15 protein-coding genes are annotated in these 22,090 nt (G+C 64.6%); all 15 read left to right on the plus strand.

Annotated features, from left to right (window positions below):
* Positions 1 to 8 precede the first annotated feature (8 nt).
* The 15 genes from ABLV49_RS20230 to ABLV49_RS20300 all read left to right on the plus strand — a co-directional run bounded on the left by ABLV49_RS20230 (position 9) and on the right by ABLV49_RS20300 (position 22,057).
* Complete coding sequence (locus ABLV49_RS20230) at positions 9 to 1,001, plus strand: TRAP transporter substrate-binding protein (RefSeq protein WP_349279314.1); 993 nt, start codon at positions 9 to 11, stop codon at positions 999 to 1,001.
* Positions 1,002 to 1,090: 89 nt separating this feature from the next.
* Positions 1,091 to 2,083 carry a TRAP transporter substrate-binding protein gene (locus ABLV49_RS20235; protein ID WP_349279315.1) on the plus strand — a complete coding sequence of 331 codons (993 nt, stop codon included), beginning with the start codon at positions 1,091 to 1,093 and terminating at the stop codon, positions 2,081 to 2,083.
* Entirely contained in the window at positions 2,080 to 3,063 is a 984-nt protein-coding gene (locus ABLV49_RS20240; RefSeq protein WP_349279317.1) for a TRAP transporter substrate-binding protein, read from the plus strand. Before ABLV49_RS20235 ends, ABLV49_RS20240 begins: the two co-directional genes overlap by 4 nt.
* A 111-nt stretch (positions 3,064 to 3,174) precedes the next feature.
* Positions 3,175 to 4,179 (plus strand): TRAP transporter substrate-binding protein, encoded by a 1,005-nt coding sequence (locus ABLV49_RS20245; protein ID WP_349279319.1) that lies wholly within the window; start codon positions 3,175 to 3,177, stop codon positions 4,177 to 4,179.
* 33 nt (positions 4,180 to 4,212) lie between these two features.
* Positions 4,213 to 6,198: a sensor histidine kinase gene (locus ABLV49_RS20250; RefSeq protein WP_415838036.1), complete on the plus strand. Its 1,986-nt coding sequence runs from the start codon at positions 4,213 to 4,215 to the stop codon at positions 6,196 to 6,198.
* Positions 6,195 to 7,331: an FIST N-terminal domain-containing protein gene (locus tag ABLV49_RS20255; RefSeq protein WP_349279321.1), complete on the plus strand. Its 1,137-nt coding sequence runs from the start codon at positions 6,195 to 6,197 to the stop codon at positions 7,329 to 7,331. Before ABLV49_RS20250 ends, ABLV49_RS20255 begins: the two co-directional genes overlap by 4 nt.
* Entirely contained in the window at positions 7,318 to 8,829 is a 1,512-nt protein-coding gene (locus ABLV49_RS20260) for an ATP-binding protein (protein ID WP_349279323.1), read from the plus strand. Before ABLV49_RS20255 ends, ABLV49_RS20260 begins: the two co-directional genes overlap by 14 nt.
* Positions 8,826 to 9,005, plus strand: a complete 180-nt coding sequence (locus tag ABLV49_RS20265; protein WP_349279325.1) for a hypothetical protein — start codon at positions 8,826 to 8,828, stop codon at positions 9,003 to 9,005. The genes ABLV49_RS20260 and ABLV49_RS20265 overlap by 4 nt, the downstream gene beginning before the upstream one ends.
* Positions 9,002 to 14,272, plus strand: coding sequence for a trifunctional serine/threonine-protein kinase/ATP-binding protein/sensor histidine kinase (locus ABLV49_RS20270; protein ID WP_349279327.1), 5,271 nt, complete (start codon positions 9,002 to 9,004; stop codon positions 14,270 to 14,272). Before ABLV49_RS20265 ends, ABLV49_RS20270 begins: the two co-directional genes overlap by 4 nt.
* A 276-nt stretch (positions 14,273 to 14,548) precedes the next feature.
* Positions 14,549 to 15,790, plus strand: a complete 1,242-nt coding sequence (locus tag ABLV49_RS20275; protein WP_349279329.1) for a sensor histidine kinase — start codon at positions 14,549 to 14,551, stop codon at positions 15,788 to 15,790.
* A 50-nt stretch (positions 15,791 to 15,840) separates the two neighbouring features.
* On the plus strand, positions 15,841 to 17,508 hold the full coding sequence (locus tag ABLV49_RS20280) for an ATP-binding response regulator (RefSeq protein ID WP_349279331.1): 1,668 nt from the start codon (positions 15,841 to 15,843) through the stop codon (positions 17,506 to 17,508).
* A gap of 58 nt (positions 17,509 to 17,566) precedes the next feature.
* Positions 17,567 to 18,679 (plus strand): ABC transporter substrate-binding protein, encoded by a 1,113-nt coding sequence (locus ABLV49_RS20285; protein WP_349279333.1) that lies wholly within the window; start codon positions 17,567 to 17,569, stop codon positions 18,677 to 18,679.
* The gene (locus ABLV49_RS20290) at positions 18,676 to 20,157 is read left to right on the plus strand and encodes a sugar ABC transporter ATP-binding protein (protein WP_349279335.1); all 1,482 of its coding nucleotides are present in this window, start codon (positions 18,676 to 18,678) and stop codon (positions 20,155 to 20,157) included. Before ABLV49_RS20285 ends, ABLV49_RS20290 begins: the two co-directional genes overlap by 4 nt.
* Positions 20,157 to 21,116: an ABC transporter permease gene (locus ABLV49_RS20295; protein WP_349279337.1), complete on the plus strand. Its 960-nt coding sequence runs from the start codon at positions 20,157 to 20,159 to the stop codon at positions 21,114 to 21,116. Before ABLV49_RS20290 ends, ABLV49_RS20295 begins: the two co-directional genes overlap by 1 nt.
* Positions 21,113 to 22,057, plus strand: a complete 945-nt coding sequence (locus ABLV49_RS20300) for an ABC transporter permease (RefSeq protein ID WP_349279339.1) — start codon at positions 21,113 to 21,115, stop codon at positions 22,055 to 22,057. Before ABLV49_RS20295 ends, ABLV49_RS20300 begins: the two co-directional genes overlap by 4 nt.
* Positions 22,058 to 22,090: the final 33 nt, after the last annotated feature.

A 22,090-nucleotide genomic window follows, 5' to 3' on the forward strand; every position in this document is an offset into this window, starting at 1 on the left:
CATCAGCCATGAAAACCATCCGTTTCACATTCATCGCGGCGCTCGCCTTCGCAGCCTGCGCAGTCGCGGCGCATGCCGAACCGCTCACCCTGACCTTCTCTCATGGCACCCCGACCACGCACCCGGAGCATCTGGCGGCGCTGAAGTTTGCCAGGCGGGTCGAAGAGCGCACTCAGGGGCAAATCAGATTCGAGATCTTTCCGGCGGGCCAGCTCGGCAGCGAAAACGAAGTATTGGAGAAAGTCCGGCTCGGCGCGCTCGACATGGCCGCGTCCACGCAGAACTACCTCATCAAGTACGAAAAGGCCTTCGCGGTCATCACCATGCCCTACGTATTCGACAACTACGAGCATGCGCACCGGGTGCTTGACGGCCCGGCGATGACCTGGCTCGCGCCGCTGGCCAAGAAGCAGGGTTTCGTCATGCTGTCCAACTGGGAATGGGGCTTTCGCAACCTGACCAATAACCAGCGTCCGATCAACCAGCCCGGGGATGTGCGCGGCCTGAGGATACGCGTGCCACCCGTGCTGGGGCTTGAGGCCACCATGCAGGCGCTGGGCGCGCAGATCAGCAAGATCGGCTTCAACGAACTCCCACTGGCCTTGTCCCAGGGCATGGTCGATGGCCAGGAAAACCCGCTCAACGTCATTTATTTCTTCAAGCTGCACGAGGCGCAGAAGCACTTGGCGCTGACGCGGCATGTCTACTACAACCAGGTTCACCTCATGAGCGCCAAAAGCTGGGCCAGGCTCACGCCGGCCCAGCAAACCATCGTGCGCGAGGAAAGCAAGGCGGCAGGCGACGGCGCGCGCAAGGCCATCATTGCCGAAGAGGACGAGCTGATCGCCAAAATGGCCGCTGCCGGGGTGAAGGTCACGCGCCCCGACCCCCGGCCGTTCCGCGCCATGATGGAGCCCGCCCACCAAAAGATCAAACTCCTTGCCGGCGAAGAGAATGTACGCAAGTTCCTGAACATGGTCGAGGATGAACGCCGGCCATGAAGCACCTTCCTGGTTTCGGTGTTCACCATCGGCAAGCTGTTCGAGCGCGACGGTGCATTCGCGGATTTATTGGCAAAGGACACTGATCCATGAAAGCAATTTGTTCAACATTCATCGCCGTGCTGGCCCTCGCCACTTGCGCAGTGACGGCACATGCCGAGCCGATCACCTTGACGCTTGTCCATGCCGCCTCGACCACGCACCCGGAACACCTGGCGGCGCTGCAGTTTGCCAGGCGGGTCGAAGAGCGCACCCACGGGCAAATCAAGACCAGGATATTCCCGGCGGCTCAGCTCGGCAGCGAAACCGAAATGATCCAGAAAGTCCGACTCGGAGCAATCGACATGGACTTGGCCTCTCACCACTACCTCATCAATTATGAGAAGGCCTTCGCGGTTGTGATCATGCCCTACGTATTCGACAACTACGAGCATGCGCACCGGGTGCTCGACGGCCCGGCGATGGCCTGGCTCGCGCCGCTGGCCGAGAAGCAGGGCTTCGTGATCTTGTCCAACTGGGAATGGGGCTTTCGCAACCTGAGCAACAACCAGCGTCCAATCAACCAGCCCGAGGATGTGCGCGGCCTGAAGATACGCGTCCCGCCTGGGGTTGGAATGGAGGCCAGCATGGAAGCGCTGGGCGCGCAGATTAGCAAGATCAGCTTCAAGGATCTCTACGCGGCGTTGTCGCAAGGACGGGTCGATGGCCAGGAAAACCCGCTCAGTGTCTTTTATCACCACAAGCTGTACGAGTCTCAGAAGCACCTCGCGCTGACGCGGCATGTTTACTACAACATGGTCCACTTCATCAGCGTCAAAAGCTGGACCAGGCTCACGCCGGCCCAGCAAACCATCGTGCGCGAAGAAAGCAAGGCGGCAGGCGACGGCATGCGCAAAAAAATCATTGCCGAAGAGGACGAGCTGATCGCCAAGCTGGCCGCTGCCGGGGTGAAGGTCACACGCCCCGACCCCCAACCGTTCCGCGCCATGATGGAGCCCGCCCACCAAAAGATCAAACTCCTTGCCGGCGAAGAGAACGCACGCAAGTTCCTGAACATGGTCGAGGATGAACGCCAGCCATGAAAGTGATTCGTCTGATATTCCTCGCCGGGCTGGCCTGCGCTGCGATGGCGCACGCCGAGCCGATCACCTTGACGCTTGCGCATGCCACCATGACCTCGCACCCGGCCCACCTGGCGGCGATGCAGTTTGCCAGGCGGGTCGAAGAGCGCACCCACGGGCAAATCAAGACCGAGATATTCCCGGCGGCTCAGCTCGGCAGCGAAAACGAAATGCTAAAAAAGGTCAAACTCGGCGCGATTGACATGGACGTGTCCTCGCCGAACTACATGATCAAGTACGAAAAAACCTTCGCAGTCGTGGTCATGCCTTATGTATTCGACAACTACGAGCATGCGCACCGGGTACTCGACGGCCCGGCGATGGCCTGGCTCGCGCCGCTGGCCGAGAAGCAGGGCTTCGTGATCTTGTCCAACTGGGAATGGGGCTTTCGCAACCTGAGCAACAACCAGCGCCCGATCAACCAGCCCGAGGATGTGCGCGGCCTGAAGATACGCGTGCCGCCCGTGGTTGAAGTCGAGACCACCATGCAGGCGCTGGGCGCAGAGGTCAGCAAGATCAGCTTCAAGGATCTCTACGCTGCGTTGTCGCAAGGACTGGTAGATGGCCAGGAAAACCCGCTCAACGTCATTTATTACAACAAGCTGTACGAGGTGCAGAAGCACCTTGCGCTGACGCGGCATGTTTACTACAACACCATGCACCTGATCAGCGCCAAAAGCTGGGCGATGCTCACGCCGGTGCAGCAAAAAATTGTGCGCGAAGAAAGCAAGGCGGCAGGTGACGGCATGCGCAAAAAAATCATTGCCGAAGAGGACGAGTTGATCGCCAAAATGATCGATGCCGGAGTGAGGGTCACACGCCCCGACCTCAAGGCGTTTCGCGCCAGGGTGGAACCCGTTTATCAGGAAATTTCTGCCTACACGGGCGAAGCGAACGTGCAAAGGTTTCTGAAAATGGTCGAAGATGAGCGCAAGAAATGATTGACGCCGCCAGCGACAAGCCTGATGCGCGTTCAAGGGCACGTCGCCCGCTTGAAAACTTGCGGCAAGGCGATGCGCTGACAGCATCCAGTCCGCTGGCGAATGGAAACCATGATTAAAAAGATTCGCTTCTCAATCCTGCGGGCGCTGCTCGTGCTGGGGTTCGCAGCCCATGCGCCTGCCGGCCACGCCCAGTCCATCGCACTGACGATGGTGCATGGAGCGCCGGTCGATCACCCGGTGAACCTGGCAGCCCTGCAGTTTGCCAAGCATGTCGAACGGCGCACCGGCGGGCAAATCAAGGTCGAGGTTTACCCCGCCAACCAGCTGGGCAGCCCCAGTGAGCAGTTGCAAAAGGTCAAGCTCGGCACGGTTGACATGGCCTTGCCTTCCCAGGGCGACCTGAGCAAGTACGAAAAGGCCTTTTCGGTCGTCTTGCTGCCCTATGTGTTCGACAGCTATGAGCATGCGCACCGGGTGCTCGACGGCCCGGCAATGGCCTGGCTGGCGCCGCTGGCCGAGAAGCAGGGATTCATCCTGCTCAACAACTGGGAATGGGGGTTTCGCAACCTGACCAACAACCTGCGCCCGATCAACAAACCCGAAGATATACGGGGCCTGAAAGTACGCGTTCCGCCCGGAATCGAATACGAGGCGACCATGGAGGCGCTGGGGGGTGTCATCACCAAGATTTCTTTCGCTGAACTGCGTCCAGCTCTGGCGCAAGGGGTGGTCGATGGGCAGGAAACGCCGATCTCGGTGATTTATTTCAACAAATACTACGAAGTCCAGAAACATCTCGCGCTGACACGCCATGTTTACTACAACTTCATTCACACCATCAATGCCAGGAGCTGGGCCAGACTGAGCCCGGCCCAGCAGGCAATCGTGCGCGAGGAAAGCAAGGCCACCAGCGATGCGGTGCGCAAGGCGATCATCACGGATGAAGATGCCTTGATCGCCAAGCTGGAACGCCTGGGAATGCAAGTCACGCGGCCCGACCTCAAGGCGTTCCGCGCCATGGTCGAACCCGCCCGCAAGCAAATTTCGGCCCATGCCGGCGAAGCGAATGTGCAGCGCTTCATGAAGATGGCTGAAGATGCCCGCAAGAAGTAAGCCGCACGGCAAGCGCCAACCCTGGAGCACAACGTGAAATTGGACAAGGCTTCCAGCAACATGGCGTGGCTGCGGCGCTCACCGAGCCTGAAGCTTGAGCTTGCGCTTGGATTCGGCGTGGTCATCGCGCTGACGCTGGTGCTGGGCGTCGCCGCCTACCTGAGCGAGGAACGCTCGGTTCTCGCCGTCAACAAGCTTTTGACCATCGACAACAGGATGGCCGACCTCAGCCTGCGCAGCGCGCAGGCGATGCACAAGGCGCGCCGAGCCGAAAGCGATCTGCTGCTCTCCCTGGACGAGCTTGGGCTGGCTGCGGCAAGCGAGCGCTACGAGCCGCTGGTGCAATCGAGTCTGATCGATATGCGCGAATACCTGACGAGCATTCAGATACTGTCCACCCATCCCGACATCCTCGACAACATCAAGCAGATCGAAGCGCAGATTCAACAGTACGAAAGTGGATTTTCAACCCTGCTCAATCTCTCAAAAAAATTAGATCAGACGGCACCGGAATGGGAAGAAAAATTCCGCCGCATGGGACCGGAGGCCGAAGCGCTGCTCAAAGGGGTCAAAGGCGCCCATCAACAGAACCTGAAAGACAGCTTTCAGAACCTGCGCCAGCATGAAGATGATTTCACCAGTCACCGCAAAGAACTGCAATTGCAGCTGTTTCAGGCGGGCGTCACCGAATTGCGCGCGCAACTTCAGGCGCCTCATCCGCCAGGGGCGGAGTATCAGCGCCTGGTAACGCTGCTGAATGACTATGCGCAGATCTACCAGCACTACGTGGAAATGGTCCACGCGATCCAGGCGGTCCAGCATCAATACGTGCAAGCCGCGCTGGCCATGGAACCCTTGCTGGAAGATATGCACACCACCGCCACCATGCGCGCCGTCCAGACCCGTAACGGCGTCGAAAGCGCCGCCAGTTTTACGCGCTGGACCATCTTGGTCACCGCGTCCATTGCCACGTTCCTGGGCGCAATCGTTGCATTCCTGGTGTCGCAACGCATTACCGGTGCCGTGACGAAGCTGATCACTTTTTCCGAGCGCGTCGCCTCGGGGGATTTCAGCGCAAGGGCACAGCAAAGCCACGAACATGAATTCGCCATCCTGGCGCGCGCCATGAACCAGATGGCGCAATCCCTTGAGAATTCGCGAACCGAGTTGCTGGCCGCCGCGCGCCAGGCCGGCATGGCCGAGATCGCCACCAACGTGCTGCACAACGTGGGCAACATCCTCAACAGCGTGAACGTCTCGGCCGACCTGCTCGGCAGCACGCTGCGCACCTCGCGCGCCCAAGGCCTGGCGCGGGCGGTGCAGTTGATGAACGAGCACGCAGCCGACCTGGGCGAGTTTTTGACCCTGGACGACAAGGGCCGGCTGCTGCCGGGCTATCTGGCCCAGTTGGCCCAGGCGCTGGCCGCAGAGCAGCAAGGCATGGCCGAGGAACTCGCCCGCCTCATCCGCAGCATCGATCACATCAAGGACGTGGTGGCCACCCAGCAGTCCTACGCGGGGAGTTCGAGCATTGTCGAGCCGGTGCAGATCTGCGCGCTGGCCGAGGATGCCCTGCGCATGAGCGGCGAAGCGCTCGCGCGCCATCAGGTCAGCGTGGTCAAGGACTTCGCGCAGACCCCGGTGCTGCGGCTGGACCGGGCGCGGGTGCTGCAGATCCTGGTGAACCTGATCAGCAATGCCAAGCATGCGATGGACGGCGTGGCGGACCGCTCGCACCGGCTGACCCTGAACATCCATGTCGCCGGCAACGCCGACGGCAGCAAGAGCCTGCGGGTCTGCGTGAGCGACGAGGGCGAGGGCATTTCGGCGGACAACCTCACGCGCATCTTCGCGCACGGCTTCACCACGCGCAAGGCCGGCCACGGCTTCGGGCTGCACAGCTGCGCCCTGGCCGCCCGGCAGATGGGCGGCGCCCTCACGGCCCACAGCGACGGCCCCGGCCGGGGCGCCACCTTCACACTCGAACTTCCGATTGATACAGCACAAGGCGCGTCATGAAAAATCAGCCCTCCCTGCAAATCCGGCGCGGCATCTCGACTGCCACGCAAGAGCACATCGCCGTGGCCGAAATCCGCCGCCTCATCCACCAGGACCAGGCGCAACTGATTTTGTTTTTTTGCTCCACAGCCTACGACCTCGCCAGGCTTGCGACCGAATTGCGAAACACGTTTGGCGATACGCCGGTGATTGGCTGCACCACGATTGGGCAACTGGGGCTGGACGGCTATACCAGCGGCGGCATCAGCGCCATCAGCCTGGCTGGGGATATTGCCGCGCATCCTTTCGCGCTGGACCTTGCCGCGATGGAAGGCAGGGTGTCGGGCATCGCCGACGAAACGAAGCGAATCATCGGGATGCATCCGGATCAACGCCCCTTCGGGCTGCTGCTGGTGGACGGGTTGTCCCTGATGGAAGAGCAACTCGCCTCACTGCTGTACCGGCGCATGCCGCATCTGCCCATCGTCGGCGGCTCGGCCAGCGACAACCCGAGCTTGCAGCAAACCCATGTCTATGTCGATGGCGAGTTCCGTACCCATACGGCCGTTTTCACGCTGTTTCGCACACGCCTGCCGTTCCGGACCATCAAGTTCGCGCACTTCGTTCCCACGGACACGACACTGGTCATCACCCGTTCCGACCAGGAAAAACGTGTGGTCTATGAGATCAACGGCGAGCCCGCCGCCCAGGTGTATGCTGATCTGGTCGGCATACCCGTGGAGGAACTGGGTCCGCCGATTTTCTCCATCAACCCGCTCATCTTCGAGATGGGCGGGGAGCAATACATCCGCGCCATTGCCAGCGTCAATCCCGACCAAAGCCTCACGCTGTATTGCATCATCGAAAACGGCATGGTTCTCAGCATTGGGCGCGCGGTCGATCCCGTGGCCAACGCGCTGGCCGCGTTTGACCGGCTGCGCGAAGACATCGGCGAGCCTGCGCTGGTGATCGGATGCGACTGCCTCCTGCGCCGCCTGGAATTTGAAGGCAGCGGCCTGCTCGATGCGATGGGCGACATCATGAAATGCAACCAGGTCTTCGGCTTCAGCACTTATGGCGAACAATTCGACGGCCTGCACATGAACCAGACCTTCACGGGCGTGGCCATCGGGACCGGCAATGCCCTCGCGTGAAACAGTGGACGCGGCCGAAGCCGCAGCCCATTTGACGCTTCGCCTCGCGGCGCTGGAGCGCAGCCTGGCCGCGCGCGACAAAACCATTCAGGCGCTCGTCACGCGCGAAAAAGACCGCGCCGGCAAGCGCCATTCAACCTTCGGGGTGATGGAGGAAAACGCGGTGCTTCAGCAGGTCGTGACTCAAAAAACGCTTGAGCTGGAGGTGCAAAACCGCAAACTCGAACAAACCACCAGCGACCTTCGGGAAACCAGCCGCTTGCTCGAAGTGCTGCTGGAAAACACGCCGGTTTACATCTACTTCAAGGACGAACAATCACGCTTCGTGCACTTCAGCCAATCCCTGCAGAATGCGGTGCACGCAGCCGATGCGGGGGTGCTCAAGGGCAAGACCGACTTTGATTTCTTTGCCCCCGCCTATGCGCGGGAAACTTTTGCCGACGAACAAGCCATTCTCCAGTCAGGCGAGCCGATCATCGGCAAGGCGGAAAAAATGCAGCACGCCGACGGCCGGATATTGTGGACGCTCACGACAAAAATGCCCTGGCGCAACAAGGATGGGCGCATCATCGGCACTTTTGGCGTTTCCTCGGACCTCACGCTCATCAAGGCCACGCAAGCCAAACTGGCGCTTGCGCAAACCGAGTTGCTGGCCACCGCGCGCCAGGCCGGCATGGCCGAAATCGCCACCAACGTGCTGCACAACGTGGGCAACATCCTCAACAGCGTCAACGTCTCGGCCGACCTGGTCAGCAGCACGCTGCGCACCTCGCGCGCCCAGGGGCTGTCGCGGGCGGTGCAGCTGATGCACGAACACGCGGCGGACCTGGGCGGCTTTCTGACCCGTGACGACAAGGGCCGGATGCTGCCCGCTTACCTGGCCCAGTTGGCCCAGGCGCTGGCCGCAGAGCAGCAAGGCATGGCCGAGGAACTCGCCCGCCTCATCCGCAGCGTCGATCACATCAAGGACGTGGTGGCCACCCAGCAGTCCTACGCGGGGAGTTCGAGCATTGTCGAGCCGGTGCAGATCCGTGACCTGGCCGAGGATGCCCTGCGCATGAACGACGGATCGCTCACGCGCCATCAGGTCAGCGTGGTCAGGGACTTCGCGCAGACCCCGGTGCTGCGGCTGGACCGGGCGCGGGTGCTGCAGATCCTGGTGAACCTGATCAGCAATGCCAAGCATGCGATGGACGGCGTGGAGGACCGCCCGCACCGGTTGACCCTGAGCATCCATGTCGCCGGCAACGCCGACGGCAGCAAGAACCTGCGGGTCTGCGTGAGCGACGAGGGTGAGGGCATTTCGGCGGACAACCTGACGCGCATCTTCGCGCACGGCTTCACCACGCGCAAGGCCGGCCACGGCTTCGGGCTGCACAGCTGCGCGCTGGCCGCCCGGCAGATGGGCGGCACACTCACGGCCCACAGCGACGGCCCCGGCCGGGGGGCGACCTTCACGCTTGAACTTCCCCTCGACACGACAGAAGGCACGCCATGACCCGAGTGCAGAACCGGCGCATTTTGCAGGACGAGAGGGTTGATGGCCATGCAAACAACGCTATCGCGCCTATTTGCGTGAACACATGGCGAGCGCTGGACGTCCGGTCGCGGCGCGCCCGGTTCGCGCCTGAGGCCGGACTGGGGCTGTCGATTGACGAAGACTGCAAGACATGACAAAACTCACCCCCCACGCCCCTGCCACGGGGCGCTCGAGCGAGGACGCCGCCCACGATGTCCTTTACCAGAGCGAAACGACGCGGATCTATCGCCAGAGTTCGCCCACGGCTGCGGCAAGCGTCATCTGCAAGGAGCCGCTCGGTGCGAATGCGCTGGAGCGGCTGCGCCACGAGAGCAAAATCATCGCGCGCCTGGCCGGCGTCGAGGGCGTGCCGCGACTGGCTGCGGCGCCGCACCCGGCCAACGTCATGGCGCTGGAAGATTGCGCGGGCGTGCCGCTGGTGCAGGCCATCGGCGGCCAGGCGCTGGAGCTGCCGGCGCTGCTGGCCCTGGCGCTGCAACTGACGCAGACCGTCGCCGCGATGCACCGCGCAGGCGTGCTGCACCAGAACATCAACCCGCACAACATCCTGCTCGCCGGCCCGCAGCGCCTGCCGGTGCTGATTGGCTTCCGCCTCGCCACCACCTTTGCCGAGGGCCAGCCGGGCGTCACCCCTCATCGCGACATCGCCGGCAAGCGGGCCGGCCTGGCGCCCGAGCAGACCGGGCGCACCGGCCACGCGGTGGACCAACGCGCCGACCTGTACGGGATCGGCGCCACGCTGTACGGGCTGCTGACTGGCCGCGCGCCCTTCGAGAATAGCGACCCGCTGCAACTGACCCATCAGCTTCTCGCGCAGCTACCCACACCGCCAATCGAACTGGCGCCCGACACCCCGCTGGCGCTGTCGAACCTCGTGATGCGGCTGCTCGAAAAAGCGCCAGACCGTCGCTACCAGAGCGCCGAGGGTCTGGCGCACGACCTCAGGCTGCTGAGCGACCGGTTGATCGCCGGCGAATCCGGCGCCTTCGCGCTGGGCAGGCATGACTTTGCGGCGCGCCTGGCGCCGCCCGCGCGGCTGGTTGGCCGCGAGAGCGAGCTTGCCGGACTGAAGCGCGCCTTCGAAGGCGCACTCGCCGGCGGCGCGCGCGGTGTGCTGGTGAGCGGTGCGCCAGGCGTAGGCAAGACCGCCCTGATCAACGAGTTGCGTCCCATCGTCGCTGCGCGAAAAGGCTGGTTCGTCGCTGGCAAGTTCGACGCCCAGCGCCAGGATCTCGCCTCCGACGGCGTCTTTCAGGCGCTGCGCGCGCTGGGCCGGCTGCTGCTGGCCGAGCCCGAGGCCGAACTGCAGGCCTTGCGCGCACGCATCATTCAAACCCTCGGCGCCAGCGGTTGCCGCATGGCGGCGACGGTGCCCGAGATCGCCCTGCTGCTGGGTGAGCCGTACACCACGGCCGAGAGCGACCCGCTCACAACCCAGGAACAGCTGGTGGAGACCACGCTCGACCTGGTGCGACTCATCGCCTCGCCGGAGCGGCCGCTGGTGATGGTGATCGACGATCTGCAGTGGGCCGCCCCGCTGCCGATTTCCTTCGTCCACGGCGTACTGACCGACGACACGCTACGCGGCCTGCTGCTTGTCGGCGCCTACCGCGACGCCGAAGTGGCGCCCCAGCATCCGCTCGCCGCCATGCTGCCGCGCTGGGCCCGGCTGAATCCGCCGCCGCTGTCGCTGGGCCTGAAGAACCTCCCCGACACCCAGTTGGCGGCGCTGCTGGCCGAGATGCTGAAGCTGGCGCCGCCAGAGGCCGCGCGGCTGGCGCAGGCCGTGAGCGCGCGCACCGGCGGCAACCCTTTCGATACGGTGCAACTCATCGCCGCGCTGCGGCGCGACGGCGCACTCGTGCTGGGCGACGACGGCTGGACCTGGGATGCCAGGATGATTCGCCACCACATCGGGCAAGGCGACGTGATCGATCTGCTGACCGCGCGCATTGCCGCGCTACCGCACCAGACCCGCGAGCTGCTCGGCGTCATGGCCTGCCTCGGAGGCCAGGTCGAGCTGCAGCTGTTGCAAGCCGCCAGCGGCGCATCGATCGCGACGCTCGAACAGCAGCTGGCCGCGGCGCTCGAAGACGGCCTGCTGGTCATGCAGTACGAGGGCCAGCCGACCGTGCGCTTTCGCCATGACCGCGTCCAGCAAGCCAGCCTCGACCGGCTCGGCCCGGCGCAGCGTGGCCAGTTGCAGCTGGCGCTGGCGCGGCGCCTGGCGGTGCTGCCCCGGTTTGAGACGACAGCTGCGCACCAGTACCTGCCGGTGCTGGAGGCCATCGACAACCCCGCCGAGCGCTTGCGGGCTGCCCACCTGCTGCGTCGCACCGCAAGCCAGTTGCGCGTGTTCAACGCCGCGATGGCGGAACGCTTTCTGTCGGGCGCCCTCGCGCTGCTCGGCCGCGCAGGCCTGTCCGGCGCGGCGCAGCTGCCTTTGCACATCGAACGCCATGCGTTGCTCTACAACCTCGGGCGGCTGGGTGAAGCCGATGCCTTATACGACACGATCAAACAAGGCTGCGACGATCCGCTGCAGCTGGCCGATGCCGCCTGCGTGCAAATCTGCAGCCTGACCAACCAGGCCCGGCCGCGCGAGGCCGTCGCGCTCGGCCAGGCACTGCTGGGCCGGCTGGGCCTGGCGCTGCCCAGCCCCGAGCAACTTGGCGCCCAGCTGAGCCAGGGCGGCGCCGTGTTCAGCCGCTGGCTGGACCCGGCGACGCTGGCCGCCGACTTACAGCGCCCGCACGCCAGCGATCCACGCGCGCTGGCCGCCGGCCGGCTGCTCAACCGCATGACCCCGCCCAGCTTCTTCTGCGATCCGATGATCCTTGCCAGCCTGGTTCTCGCCGGCCAGCGGCTGTGGACCGAGCACGGACCGGCGGCCCAGTTCGTGGGGGTGCTGAGCCATGCCGCCTTCATCAGCATCGGGGCATGGCAGGACTACCGCACCGGCATGGCGGTCGTGCGCCGCGTGATGGATGTCAGCGAGGCACGGGGTTACCACCCGGAGGCCTCGCAGGCACGTTTCCTGTTTGCACTCGGTTCCGGACCTTGGGCCATCCCGCTGGAAGACAACGCTCTGGAAGCGCAGCGAGCCCACGAAGGTTTGCTGCAGGGCGGCGACCTGCAGAATGCCTGCTTCACCTACTACGCGTCGGTGTATTCGCTGCTGGACAGCGTACCGGCGCTCGAGCGCTATGCCGCGGAGGCAGACGCGGCGCTCGCCTTCAGCGCCCGCACCGGCAACGACCATGCCGCCGCCGCTTTCGTGTCGCCCCGGCAATTCGCGCGCATGCTCGCCGGGCAAACCGAGGGCCTCGGCAACTTCGACGACGCCGTCTTCAACGAAGCTGCGCACCTGGCCAGCCTGGGCGCCAATCTCGCGGCGGCAGCTAACTTCCACGTCACGCGCGCTCTGGGCGCGGCGCTGGCCGGCGACAGCGCGCTGCTGATCCGGCAAGCCGCTGCGGCCATGCCGCTACTGGCTGCGGTTCCGGGCACCTACCTGACGGCCGTGGCGCACCTGCTACAGGCGCTGGCGCTGGCCGAACGCGCGAAGACGGCGGCGCCGGCGCAGCGCGGCGCACTGCTGGCCGAACTCGACGCCTGCGCCGACTGGCTGCGTGGCCGCGCGGCGGATGCGCCGGTCAACTTCTCGCACCTGGTCAAGTGGATCGAGGCCGAACGGGCCTGGGCCTGCGGTGAACGATTCGAAGCGGCCGCCGCCTTCGACGCCGCGCTTTGCGAAGCCGCGCCGCGCCAAAGACCGTGGCACAACGCGCTGATCGCCGAGCGCGCCGCGCTCTGCCTGCTGGCGCACGGCATGGTGTTCTCCGGGCGCCAGATGCTGACCGAAGCGCACCAGCGTTATGCGGCCTGGGGGGCGACGGCGAAGATAAGCCAGCTCGAGCAGGCGCATGCCTTCCTGAAGACCTCGAATGCGGTCCAGCGCATGGCCACCGGGGATCTGCGCGAGAGCGTGCCTGCCGCCACGATCGACACCCTGGGCATCATGCGCGCCGCGCAGGCGCTCAGCTCCGAGACCAATCTGGAGCGGCTGAGGCTGCGGGTGGTCGCACTGCTCGGAGAGATGACCGGCGCCACGACGGTGCATCTCGCGCTGTGGAATGAGGACGCGCAGCAGTGGCTGCTGCCGCAGCCGGCGCAGGACGGCGTCGCCTCCAGTCTGGTGGTGTCCGAAGCGGCCGCACGCGGGCTTTTGCCGCTGTCGGTCTTTCGCTATGCCGAGCGCACGCGCAAACCGCTGCGGGTGGACGACGCCATGCGCGACGACCGCTTTGCCTGCGACCCCTATTTGAGCGGGGCCGAGCACTGCTCGCTGCTGGTGGTGCCGGTCCTGCACCACGGTGCCGCACGCGCCATGCTGATACTTGAGAACCGGCTCAGCCGCGGTGCGTTCACCGCCGACCGGCTCGACGCGGTGATGCTGATCACCGGGCAGCTCGCGGTATCCTTGGACAATGCCCTGCAATACGAACAACTGGAACGACGGGTGTTCGACCGCACGCGCGAACTGCGGGAAGCACAAACCCAATTGGTCGGGGCCGCGCGCCAGGCCGGCATGGCCGAGATCGCCACCAACGTGCTGCACAACGTGGGCAACATTCTCAACAGTGTCAACGTCTCGGCCGCTCTGGTCGGCAGCACGCTGCGCACCTCGCGCGCCCAGGGGCTGTCGCGGGCGGTGCAGCTGATGGACGAGCACGCGGCGAATCTGGGCGACTACCTGACCCTGGACGAAAAAGGCCGGCTGCTGCCGGGCTACCTGGGCCAGCTGGCGCAGGCGCTGGCCCAGGAGCAGAAAGGCATGCTTGAGGAACTCGGAAACCTCACCCGCAGCATTGATCACATCAAGGACGTGGTGGCCACCCAGCAGTCCTATGCGGGCAGCGCCAGCATTGTCGAGCCGCTGCAGATCTGCGACTTGGCCGAGGACGCGCTGCGCATGAGCGGCCAAGCGCTCGTGCGCCATGGTGTGACCGTGGTCAGGGAATTCGCCCAGGTTCCGGTGATGCCGCTGGACCGGGCGCAGGTGCTGCTGATCCTGGTGAACCTGATCAGCAACGCCAAGTACGCCATGGAAAACATGGCGGACGGCTCGCGCCGGATCACACTGCGCGTGGAAGTCGCCGGCGGCGCCTTGCGGCTGTCCGTCAGGGACAAGGGCGAAGGCATTGCGGCGGAGAACCTGACGCGCATCTTCGCGCACGGCTTCACCACCCGCAAGGCCGGCCACGGCTTCGGGCTGCACAGCTGCGCGCTGGCGGCCCGGCAGATGGGCGGCACCCTCACGGCCCACAGCGACGGCGCCGGCCGGGGCGCCACCTTCACGCTCGATCTGCCCATCGGCGCGGCGCAAGGCGCGCCATGAACCCGCTGCAGAACCGGCGTATTTTGCCGCTCGACGACATGCCCCCGATTCACGAAGCCTTCTCGTACTCCGCATCGCATGATCTGCGCACGCCACTGAGCATCATGAACGCAGGAACCCACCGAAGTGACTATGCAAGAGGCAGCTCATGCGTAGCACCGTAGGAATCTCCTGCCTTCAGGCAGGGGAGGATGTCAATTCACGATACCGCTGGCCCCCCCGGCAAAGCCCGCTCCAGGAAAGCCGGATCAGCTCACCAGACAACAGGAACCCACCATGAACGAGCCGCAGAACCGGCGTATTTTGCTGATCGACGACATGCCCTCGATCCATGAGGACTTCCGCAAGATCCTTGCGCCCAGGCCGGCCGCGCGCGCGCTTGACAGCTTCGAGGCGGCACTGTTCGGCCAGGCCGAATCACCTTCGTGCGACGGCTTCGAGCTGGACTCGGCCTACCAGGGGCGCGAAGGCGTGGCCCGGGCCGAGGCCGCCCTCCAGGCCGGGCGGCCCTACGCCATGGCCTTCGTGGACATGCGCATGCCTCCGGGCTGGGATGGCGTGGAGACCATCGAGCGGCTCTGGCGCATCGACCCGCAGGTGCAAGTCGTGATCTGCACGGCCTACTCCGACCACGCCTGGGAGGACGTGCTGGCGCGGCTGGACGTGCAGGACCGGCTGCTGATCCTGAAAAAGCCGTTCGACATGATCGAAGTCAGCCAGCTGGCCAGGACGCTGACGGCCAAGTGGACGCTGGTGCGGCAGGCCACCTTGCAGATGAAAACCCTGGAAGCAGCCGTGCAGAACCTCAAGGCGAGCGAAACGGCCCTGCGCCAATCCAACAAGGAACTAGAAGCCTTCTCGTATTCGGTTGCACATGACTTGCGCTCGCCCCTGAACTCCATCGATGGCTTCAGTCACTTGCTGCAAAAGTCGGTCAGCGGAGACACCGCGGAGCGCTCAAGGCACTACCTGAGCCGCATACGGGCGGGCGTGCGGCAGATGGGAGAACTCACGGACGGCCTGCTGTCGCTGGCCCAGTTGTCCCGCACCAGCCTGAAGGCCGAGACGGTCGATCTGGCGGCGATGGCCCAGCGGGTGCTGGATGACTGCCAGGAGCGGGACGCCGGACGGAGCGTGAAATTCCATCTGGAAAGCGACCTGGTCGCCATCGGTGACCCCGCACTGCTGCGCCAGGTGATGGAAAACCTGATCGCGAATGCCTGGAAATTCACCGCGCATACCGCTGCCCCGGAGATCTGGTTCGGAAAACTGCAAAACGGCAGCGAGACAGCCATTTACTTCATCCGTGATAACGGCGCGGGTTTTGACATGGCTTATTCGGACAAGCTGTTTGGTACTTTCCAGCGCCTGCATTCACCGGGCGAGTTTGCCGGAACGGGCATTGGTTTGGCGACTTCGCACAGAATTATTGCCCGTCACGCCGGCTGCATCTGGGCCGAAGGCGCGGTCGGGCAAGGTGCAACGTTTTTCTTCACGCTCCCTTTGACCGCCCCATAACCCCCGCCCCGCGAAACCCACACCGACCCATTACAAAACAGGAGCCAGCCATGAACGAGCCGCAAAACCGGCGTATTTTGCTGATTGACGACATGCCCTCGATCCATGAGGACTTTCGCAAGATCCTTGCGCCCAGGCCCATGGCCAGCGAGCTGAACGGCTTCGAAGCGGCGCTGTTCGGCCAGGCCGAAGCGCCTTCGTGCGCTGGCTTCGAGCTGGACTCGGCCTACCAGGGGCGCGAAGGCGTGGCCCGGGCCGAGGCCGCCCTCCAGGCCGGGCGGCCCTACGCCATGGCCTTCGTGGACATGCGCATGCCTCCGGGCTGGGATGGCGTGGAGACCATCGAGCGGCTCTGGCGCATCGACCCGCAGGTGCAAGTCGTGATCTGCACGGCCTACTCCGACCACGCCTGGGAGGAGGTGCTGGAGCGGCTGGACGTGCAGGACCGGCTGCTGATCCTGAAAAAGCCGTTCGACATGATCGAAGTCAGCCAGCTGGCCAGGACGCTGACGGCCAAATGGGCGCTGGCGCGGCAGGCGGCGTCGCAGGTAAGCGGCCTGGAGGAGGCCGTGCAGGAGCGAACGCGGGCTTTGCACGCCAGCGAGTCGCAACTGCACCAGATCGCGGACACCTTGCCGGCCTTGATTGCCTACGTGGACGCAGAACAGCGCTTTCAGTTTCACAACCAGTCCTACGAAGAAGTTTTTGGGCTGAAGTACGAACAGATCCACGGCAAGACCCTGCGCGAGATGATGGGCGACGAGGTTTACGGAAAAGTCCAGGGCAAGGTCGAGGAAGCCTTGGCGGGCTACTCGGTGCAGTATGACCGCGTGCAGAAAACCGCCAATGGACAGCTTCGCGACTACGTCATGAAGTACTTGCCGCGCTATGGCGAAGACGAGGACGAAGGCAAGGTGCTGGGCTTTTTCGTGCTGGGCACCGACGTGACCGAACTCAAACGCCTTGAGCGCCTGAAAAGTGAATTTATCTCAAGCGTCAGCCATGAATTGCGCATGCCGCTCGTCTCCATACGCGGCACGCTGGGCCTGATCGCGGGGGGAGTTGCCGGCGAGTTGCCGGCCATGGTCAAAAATCTGGTCGGCATTGCCACCAATAACTCAGAACGCCTGATCAGGCTCCTCAACGACATTATTGACAGCGAGACCATCGAATCCGGAACCATGCACTTTGAACCGCGTCCGGTGGAACTGCTGCCTTTGCTGGCACAGGCCGTCGCGGCCAACGAGGGCTTTGCCAGCCAGCACAACGTCCAGCTGGTGCTTGATGGCCCGGCAGAGGCGGTGACCGTCAATGTTGACCATGACCGGCTCAACCAGGTCATCACCAATTTGCTGTCCAATGCGGTGAAGTTCTCGCCTCCGGCGGCGTCAGTACGCATCCGGCTGCTGCGCCCCGATAACGGGCGGGTCCGGGTTGAAGTGGCTGACAGCGGCCCCGGCATTCCCGAAGAGTTTGGCAAACGCATCTTCCAGGGCGGCCCGCAGACCGGATCGCCGGATACCCAACTCAAGAACGGCACGGGCCTGGGCCTGAATATCTCGCACTCTATAGTGGCGCGCATGGGCGGCAGCATGGGATTCACGACCGATGCCGGCAAAGGCAGCGTCTTCTTCTTTGAGCTGCCCCAGGCGGTGCCGGTGCCGCTGCCGATTGATGACAGACTGTGGGCCATGGTCCATCCACCCCTGAGTGCTTAGCTTGCGGGCTTCGAACCGTGCTTTTTCTTTAAAAAACTGACAAGAGGGAGCAATCACCATGCAATCAACGGCATCGAGCCTGTTTCGCGTGAGCACGCGGCGCACGCCGCTTTTGGGCGCGGCACTGGCGCTGGCGGCCCTGCTGGCCCTGCAAGCTTCGCCGGCGCGGGCCGAGGACGGGGTGGCCAAGGCGGACACGAGCCAAAAGCGCATCGGATTCAGCAATTCCTATGCGGGGAACTCTTTCAGGCAAGTGATGGTCAAGAGCTGGCAGGACGTGGCGACGCAGGCCCGCAAAGACCGCCTGATCGGCGACTCGCCTGTCGTCAGCGCCAACAATTCGGTGACCGAGCAGGCCGCCCACATCCAGAACATGATCCTGCAGGGCTACGACGCCATCGTGATCCTCGCCGCATCGGACACTGCATTGAACGGCGTGGTCAAACAGGCCTGCGACGCAGGCATCGTCGTGGTGTCCTTCGCAGGCATCGTGACGCAGCCCTGCGCCTATCAGGTGAACTACGACTGGGCATCCTATGGCAAGCAAGAGATCGACTACGTCGCGCAGCGCCTGAAGGGCAAGGGCAATCTTCTCGAAATTCGCGGCATCGCCGGCGACTCGACCGACAGGGACATCAGCGCGGGAATCCACAAGGCCCTGAAGAATTATCCGGACCTGAAGATCGTCGGGATGGTGTACGGCCAGTGGACGGCGGCGGTCGCCCAAAAGGAGGTTGCCGGCCTCATCCCGTCCCTGCCCCAGGTGGACGCCGTGGTTGACCAGGGAGGCGACGGCTATGGCGCCGCCAGGGCCTTCGAAGCCTCCGGCCGACCCATGCCCATCATCGTCATGGGCAACCGGCAGGACGAGCTGGCCTGGTGGAAGCAGCAGCACACGCAAAAACAGTACGAAACTTTCTCGATCTCGGCGACGCCCAGCATTTCGCAGGTCGCCTTCTGGGTGGCACAGCAGATCCTGGCCGGCAGGAAGGTGCCGAAGTACGTCGAGGTTCCTTTGCTGCGCATCGACGCCAGGGACCGCGATGCCTGGCTTGCCGATACACCGGCCGGGGGCGTCGCTAACCCCTTCTATACGCAAGGCCTGGTGGTGAGCATCATTGATGCGAATGCCCATCGCAAGCCGCTTCCGGCCATTCCAGCGCCAAAATGACCTGCGCGGCCCCTTTCAGTCCCAGGAGCCTCGACCGGGGGCCGCTCACTGTCTCGAACGTCCGCCAGCACTTCGGAGCCGTCCAGGCGCTGGCCGGAATCGATTTTTCCGTCGCTCCCGGAGAAGTCGTGGGGCTTGTCGGCCACAACGGGGCCGGCAAATCGACACTCATGCACATTCTCGCGGGAACGCTGCAACGCGATTCGGGAACGCTTTCGATCAGCGGTGAAGAAATCTCCGGCCGCTACGACCCGTGCGCCGCCAACGCTCGCGGCATACGCTGCGTGTTCCAGGAGTTGTCGCTCTGCCAGAACCTTGACCTGGTGGAAAACACCCGCATCGCGCACCCCGGCCTGCGCGGTTTTGGATGGCGAAAGCGGGCGGCGCAGCTGATCCGCGAGCAGCTCGACGCGGTGTTTCCCGGGCACGGCATGGCACTCGATGCCGTGGTCGGCAAACTGCCCATCGGCCAGCGGCAGATGGCTGAGATTGCACGCGCCTACACGGTGACCAGCGAGCCCTTGCGATTCGTGATCCTCGATGAACCGACCTCTTCGCTGGGCCACCATGCGGCACGGCAGGCGCTGGACTTCGTCGCCGCATCCGCCAGGCGCGGTGTCGCGGCCATCCTGATTTCCCACCGCCTGGAAGACATCCTGCGCATCTGCGGGCGCGTTGTGGTGATGGTTGACGGCCGCATCGTCGCGAACCGCCCCACCGAAGGGCTGTCGCGCGACGGCATCGTGGCACTGATGGGCCACCTCCAGGCTGAGCCGCGCAGCAGGCCCGAAGCCATCCGGGCGCAGCCGGCCGCTGCGCCAGTACGCAAGCTGTCCGGCGCGGACAGCCGGGATCACCCCATCGAGGTGTACCAAGGCGAAATCGTCGGGTTGGCCGGCCTCGACGGCCACGGTCAGCGCGAGTGCCTGCGCAGGCTGCATGCCGCCAGCATGAAGCGACGGCGTTCGGGGCCGCCGGTCGCCTACGTTGCCGGCGACCGGCAGGCCGAAGGCCTGTTCCCGCTGTGGTCCATCACGAAGAACCTGTCCATCGGCTGCCTCAAGGCGCTGCGCAGAAATGCACTGATCTGCGCCGCCGCCGAGGCTAGCCTGGCACGCGAGTGGGTGGCGACCATGGGCCTGAAAACAGCCGGCATCGACCTGCCCGTCCTCAGCCTCAGCGGCGGCAACCAGCAAAAGCTGCTGTTCGCCCGTGCCCTTGCTTCCAGGGCCGAACTGGTGTTCCTGGACGACCCCTTGCGCGGGGTTGACGTGGGCACCAAGCAGTCGGTTTACCGGCACATCCGGCAAGAGGCCGACAAGGGCCGCTCCTTCGTCTGGTACACCTCCGAAGTGGGCGAGCTGACGAACTGCGACCGCGTCTATGTCTTTCGCGAGCAACGCGTGGTGGCTGTGCTGACCGGCAGCGCCATCACAGAGGCCAGCATCATCGACCTGTCCTTCAGGGGGCGCGGTTGATGCTTGACCCCGCCGCCTTCGTCCACAGGCCTGGCAGCGTCCGGGCGGAGCACTTGTCGGCGGCCCTGCCGGCTTTCGCACTGGCGGTCATGCTCGGGATCATCTTCTGGATCCAGCCTCGCGCCTTGAGCTACTTCGGCATCAACCTGCTGCTGAACCTGTCGGTGCCGCTCATCCTCGCGGCCATGGCCCAGATGCTCATCATCAGCCTGGGCGACATCGATCTGTCCATTGGCAGCTTCGTCGGCTTCGTCACCTGCGTGGTGGCGGTCTTCCTCGCGTCCGCGCCGCTGTTGGCTGCGGCCATCCTGCTCGCGGCCATTGGCGTCTATGCGGGCACGGCCATGCTGATTTTCTACCGCAGCCTGCCCTCGATTGTGGTGACGCTGGGCATGTCCTTTGTGTGGCTGGGCCTGTCCCTGCTCATCCTTCCTTCGCCGGGTGGCCTGGCGCCGGACTGGCTGACCGGATTGCTCGATGCGAAGCCGCCGCTGTTGCCGCTGCCGGTATGGATCGCGGTGCTTGCGGCCGCATGCGGGCACTGGGCCGTCATGCGCTCGTCTTATGGTGTCGTGCTGCGCGGGGCGGGCGCGAACCCGAAAGCCGTGGCCCGTTCCGGCTGGTCGCTGGTGCGCGTTCGGGTGGTGGTCTACGCGGCCGCCGGCTGTCTGGCGGTGCTCGCGGGCATCGTGCTGAGCGCCATCACGACCTCGGGCGATCCCAACGTCGCGCCGGCCTACACCCTGCTCAGCATCGGCGCGGTGATCCTTGGCGGCGGCTCGTTCACCGGCGGGATCATCTCGCCCGTCGGCGTCGTGATCGGCGCGATGACGTTTTCCCTGGCGGCTTCGCTGCTCAGCTTTCTGCAGCTTCCTCCGGTGTGGCAAACCGGCGCCCAGGGCGCCATCCTCTTCCTCGTGCTGGCCGGACGCGTCCTCGTCCAGGGACGCAAGCCATGAAGCGCGCTGGCCTGCCGGGCTGGTGCCAGCCCTGGATGTTCAGCTTTGTGGCTGCGGCGCTGATGGGGCTGATCAGCGCCGCGTGGTCGGGCCGGGGCGGCGCGGAGATCCTGTCCGTGGCGCTGGCCTTCAGCGTCTTCAGCGTCCTCGTGGGCACCGGCCAGATGCTGGTCATCGCCTCGGGGCCCGGCAATATCGATCTCTCGGTCCCGGCCGTCATCACTTTGTCGGCCTATCTGTCCATGGGCATGATGCAGGGCAATGACGCCCTTGTCGCGGCGGGATTCGCGCTGGCGCTCGCTGTCGGGCTGCTGGCCGGCGTGCTGAACTTCCTGTCGATACTCGCCTTGCGCCTTCCGCCCCTCATCGCCACCCTCGCCTGGAGCTTCATGTTTCAATCCGTGGCCATGCATGTGGGCGCAGAGGCAACCGTCAAGCCACCGGCCCTGCTGGCCGCCTTGACGGTGCAACGCGTTGCCGGCGTGCAAGTCCTGGTCGTGATCACCGTGCTGGTCAGTGTCCTGGTTGCCGTCCTGCTCAACCGCAGCATTTCGGGACGCCATCTGCTGGCGACCGGGCAAAGCGCCGCAGCGGCGCGGCTCACGGGAATCCCCATTCATCGCGTGCGCCTGGCAGCCTATGCGGCCTGCGGCGCGTTCTCCGGCGTCACGGGTTTCCTGCTGGCCGGCTTTACCGGAGGAGCCGCGCTGAACATGGGCGACGCGTATCTGATGGAGGCCATCGCCGTGGTCGTCATCGGTGGCACGAGCGTTGCCGGCGGCCAGGCGAACGCCATCGGTATCTGGGGCGCCGCCCTGTTCCTCAATCTGCTGGCGTCGATGCTCAACACGGTCCGCGTGGAAGCCCCGGTTCGCTTGATCCTCACCGGCCTCATCATCATCCTTGTCCTTCCGGTGGCGACGCGCCCGGCTCGCGCCTGAGGCCGGGCTGCTGATCGCCCCAAGGCTTCCAGA

It is taken from the genome of Polaromonas hydrogenivorans (assembly GCF_040105105.1).
In the GTDB taxonomy this organism is placed as follows: Bacteria; Pseudomonadota; Gammaproteobacteria; order Burkholderiales; family Burkholderiaceae_C; genus Polaromonas; species Polaromonas hydrogenivorans.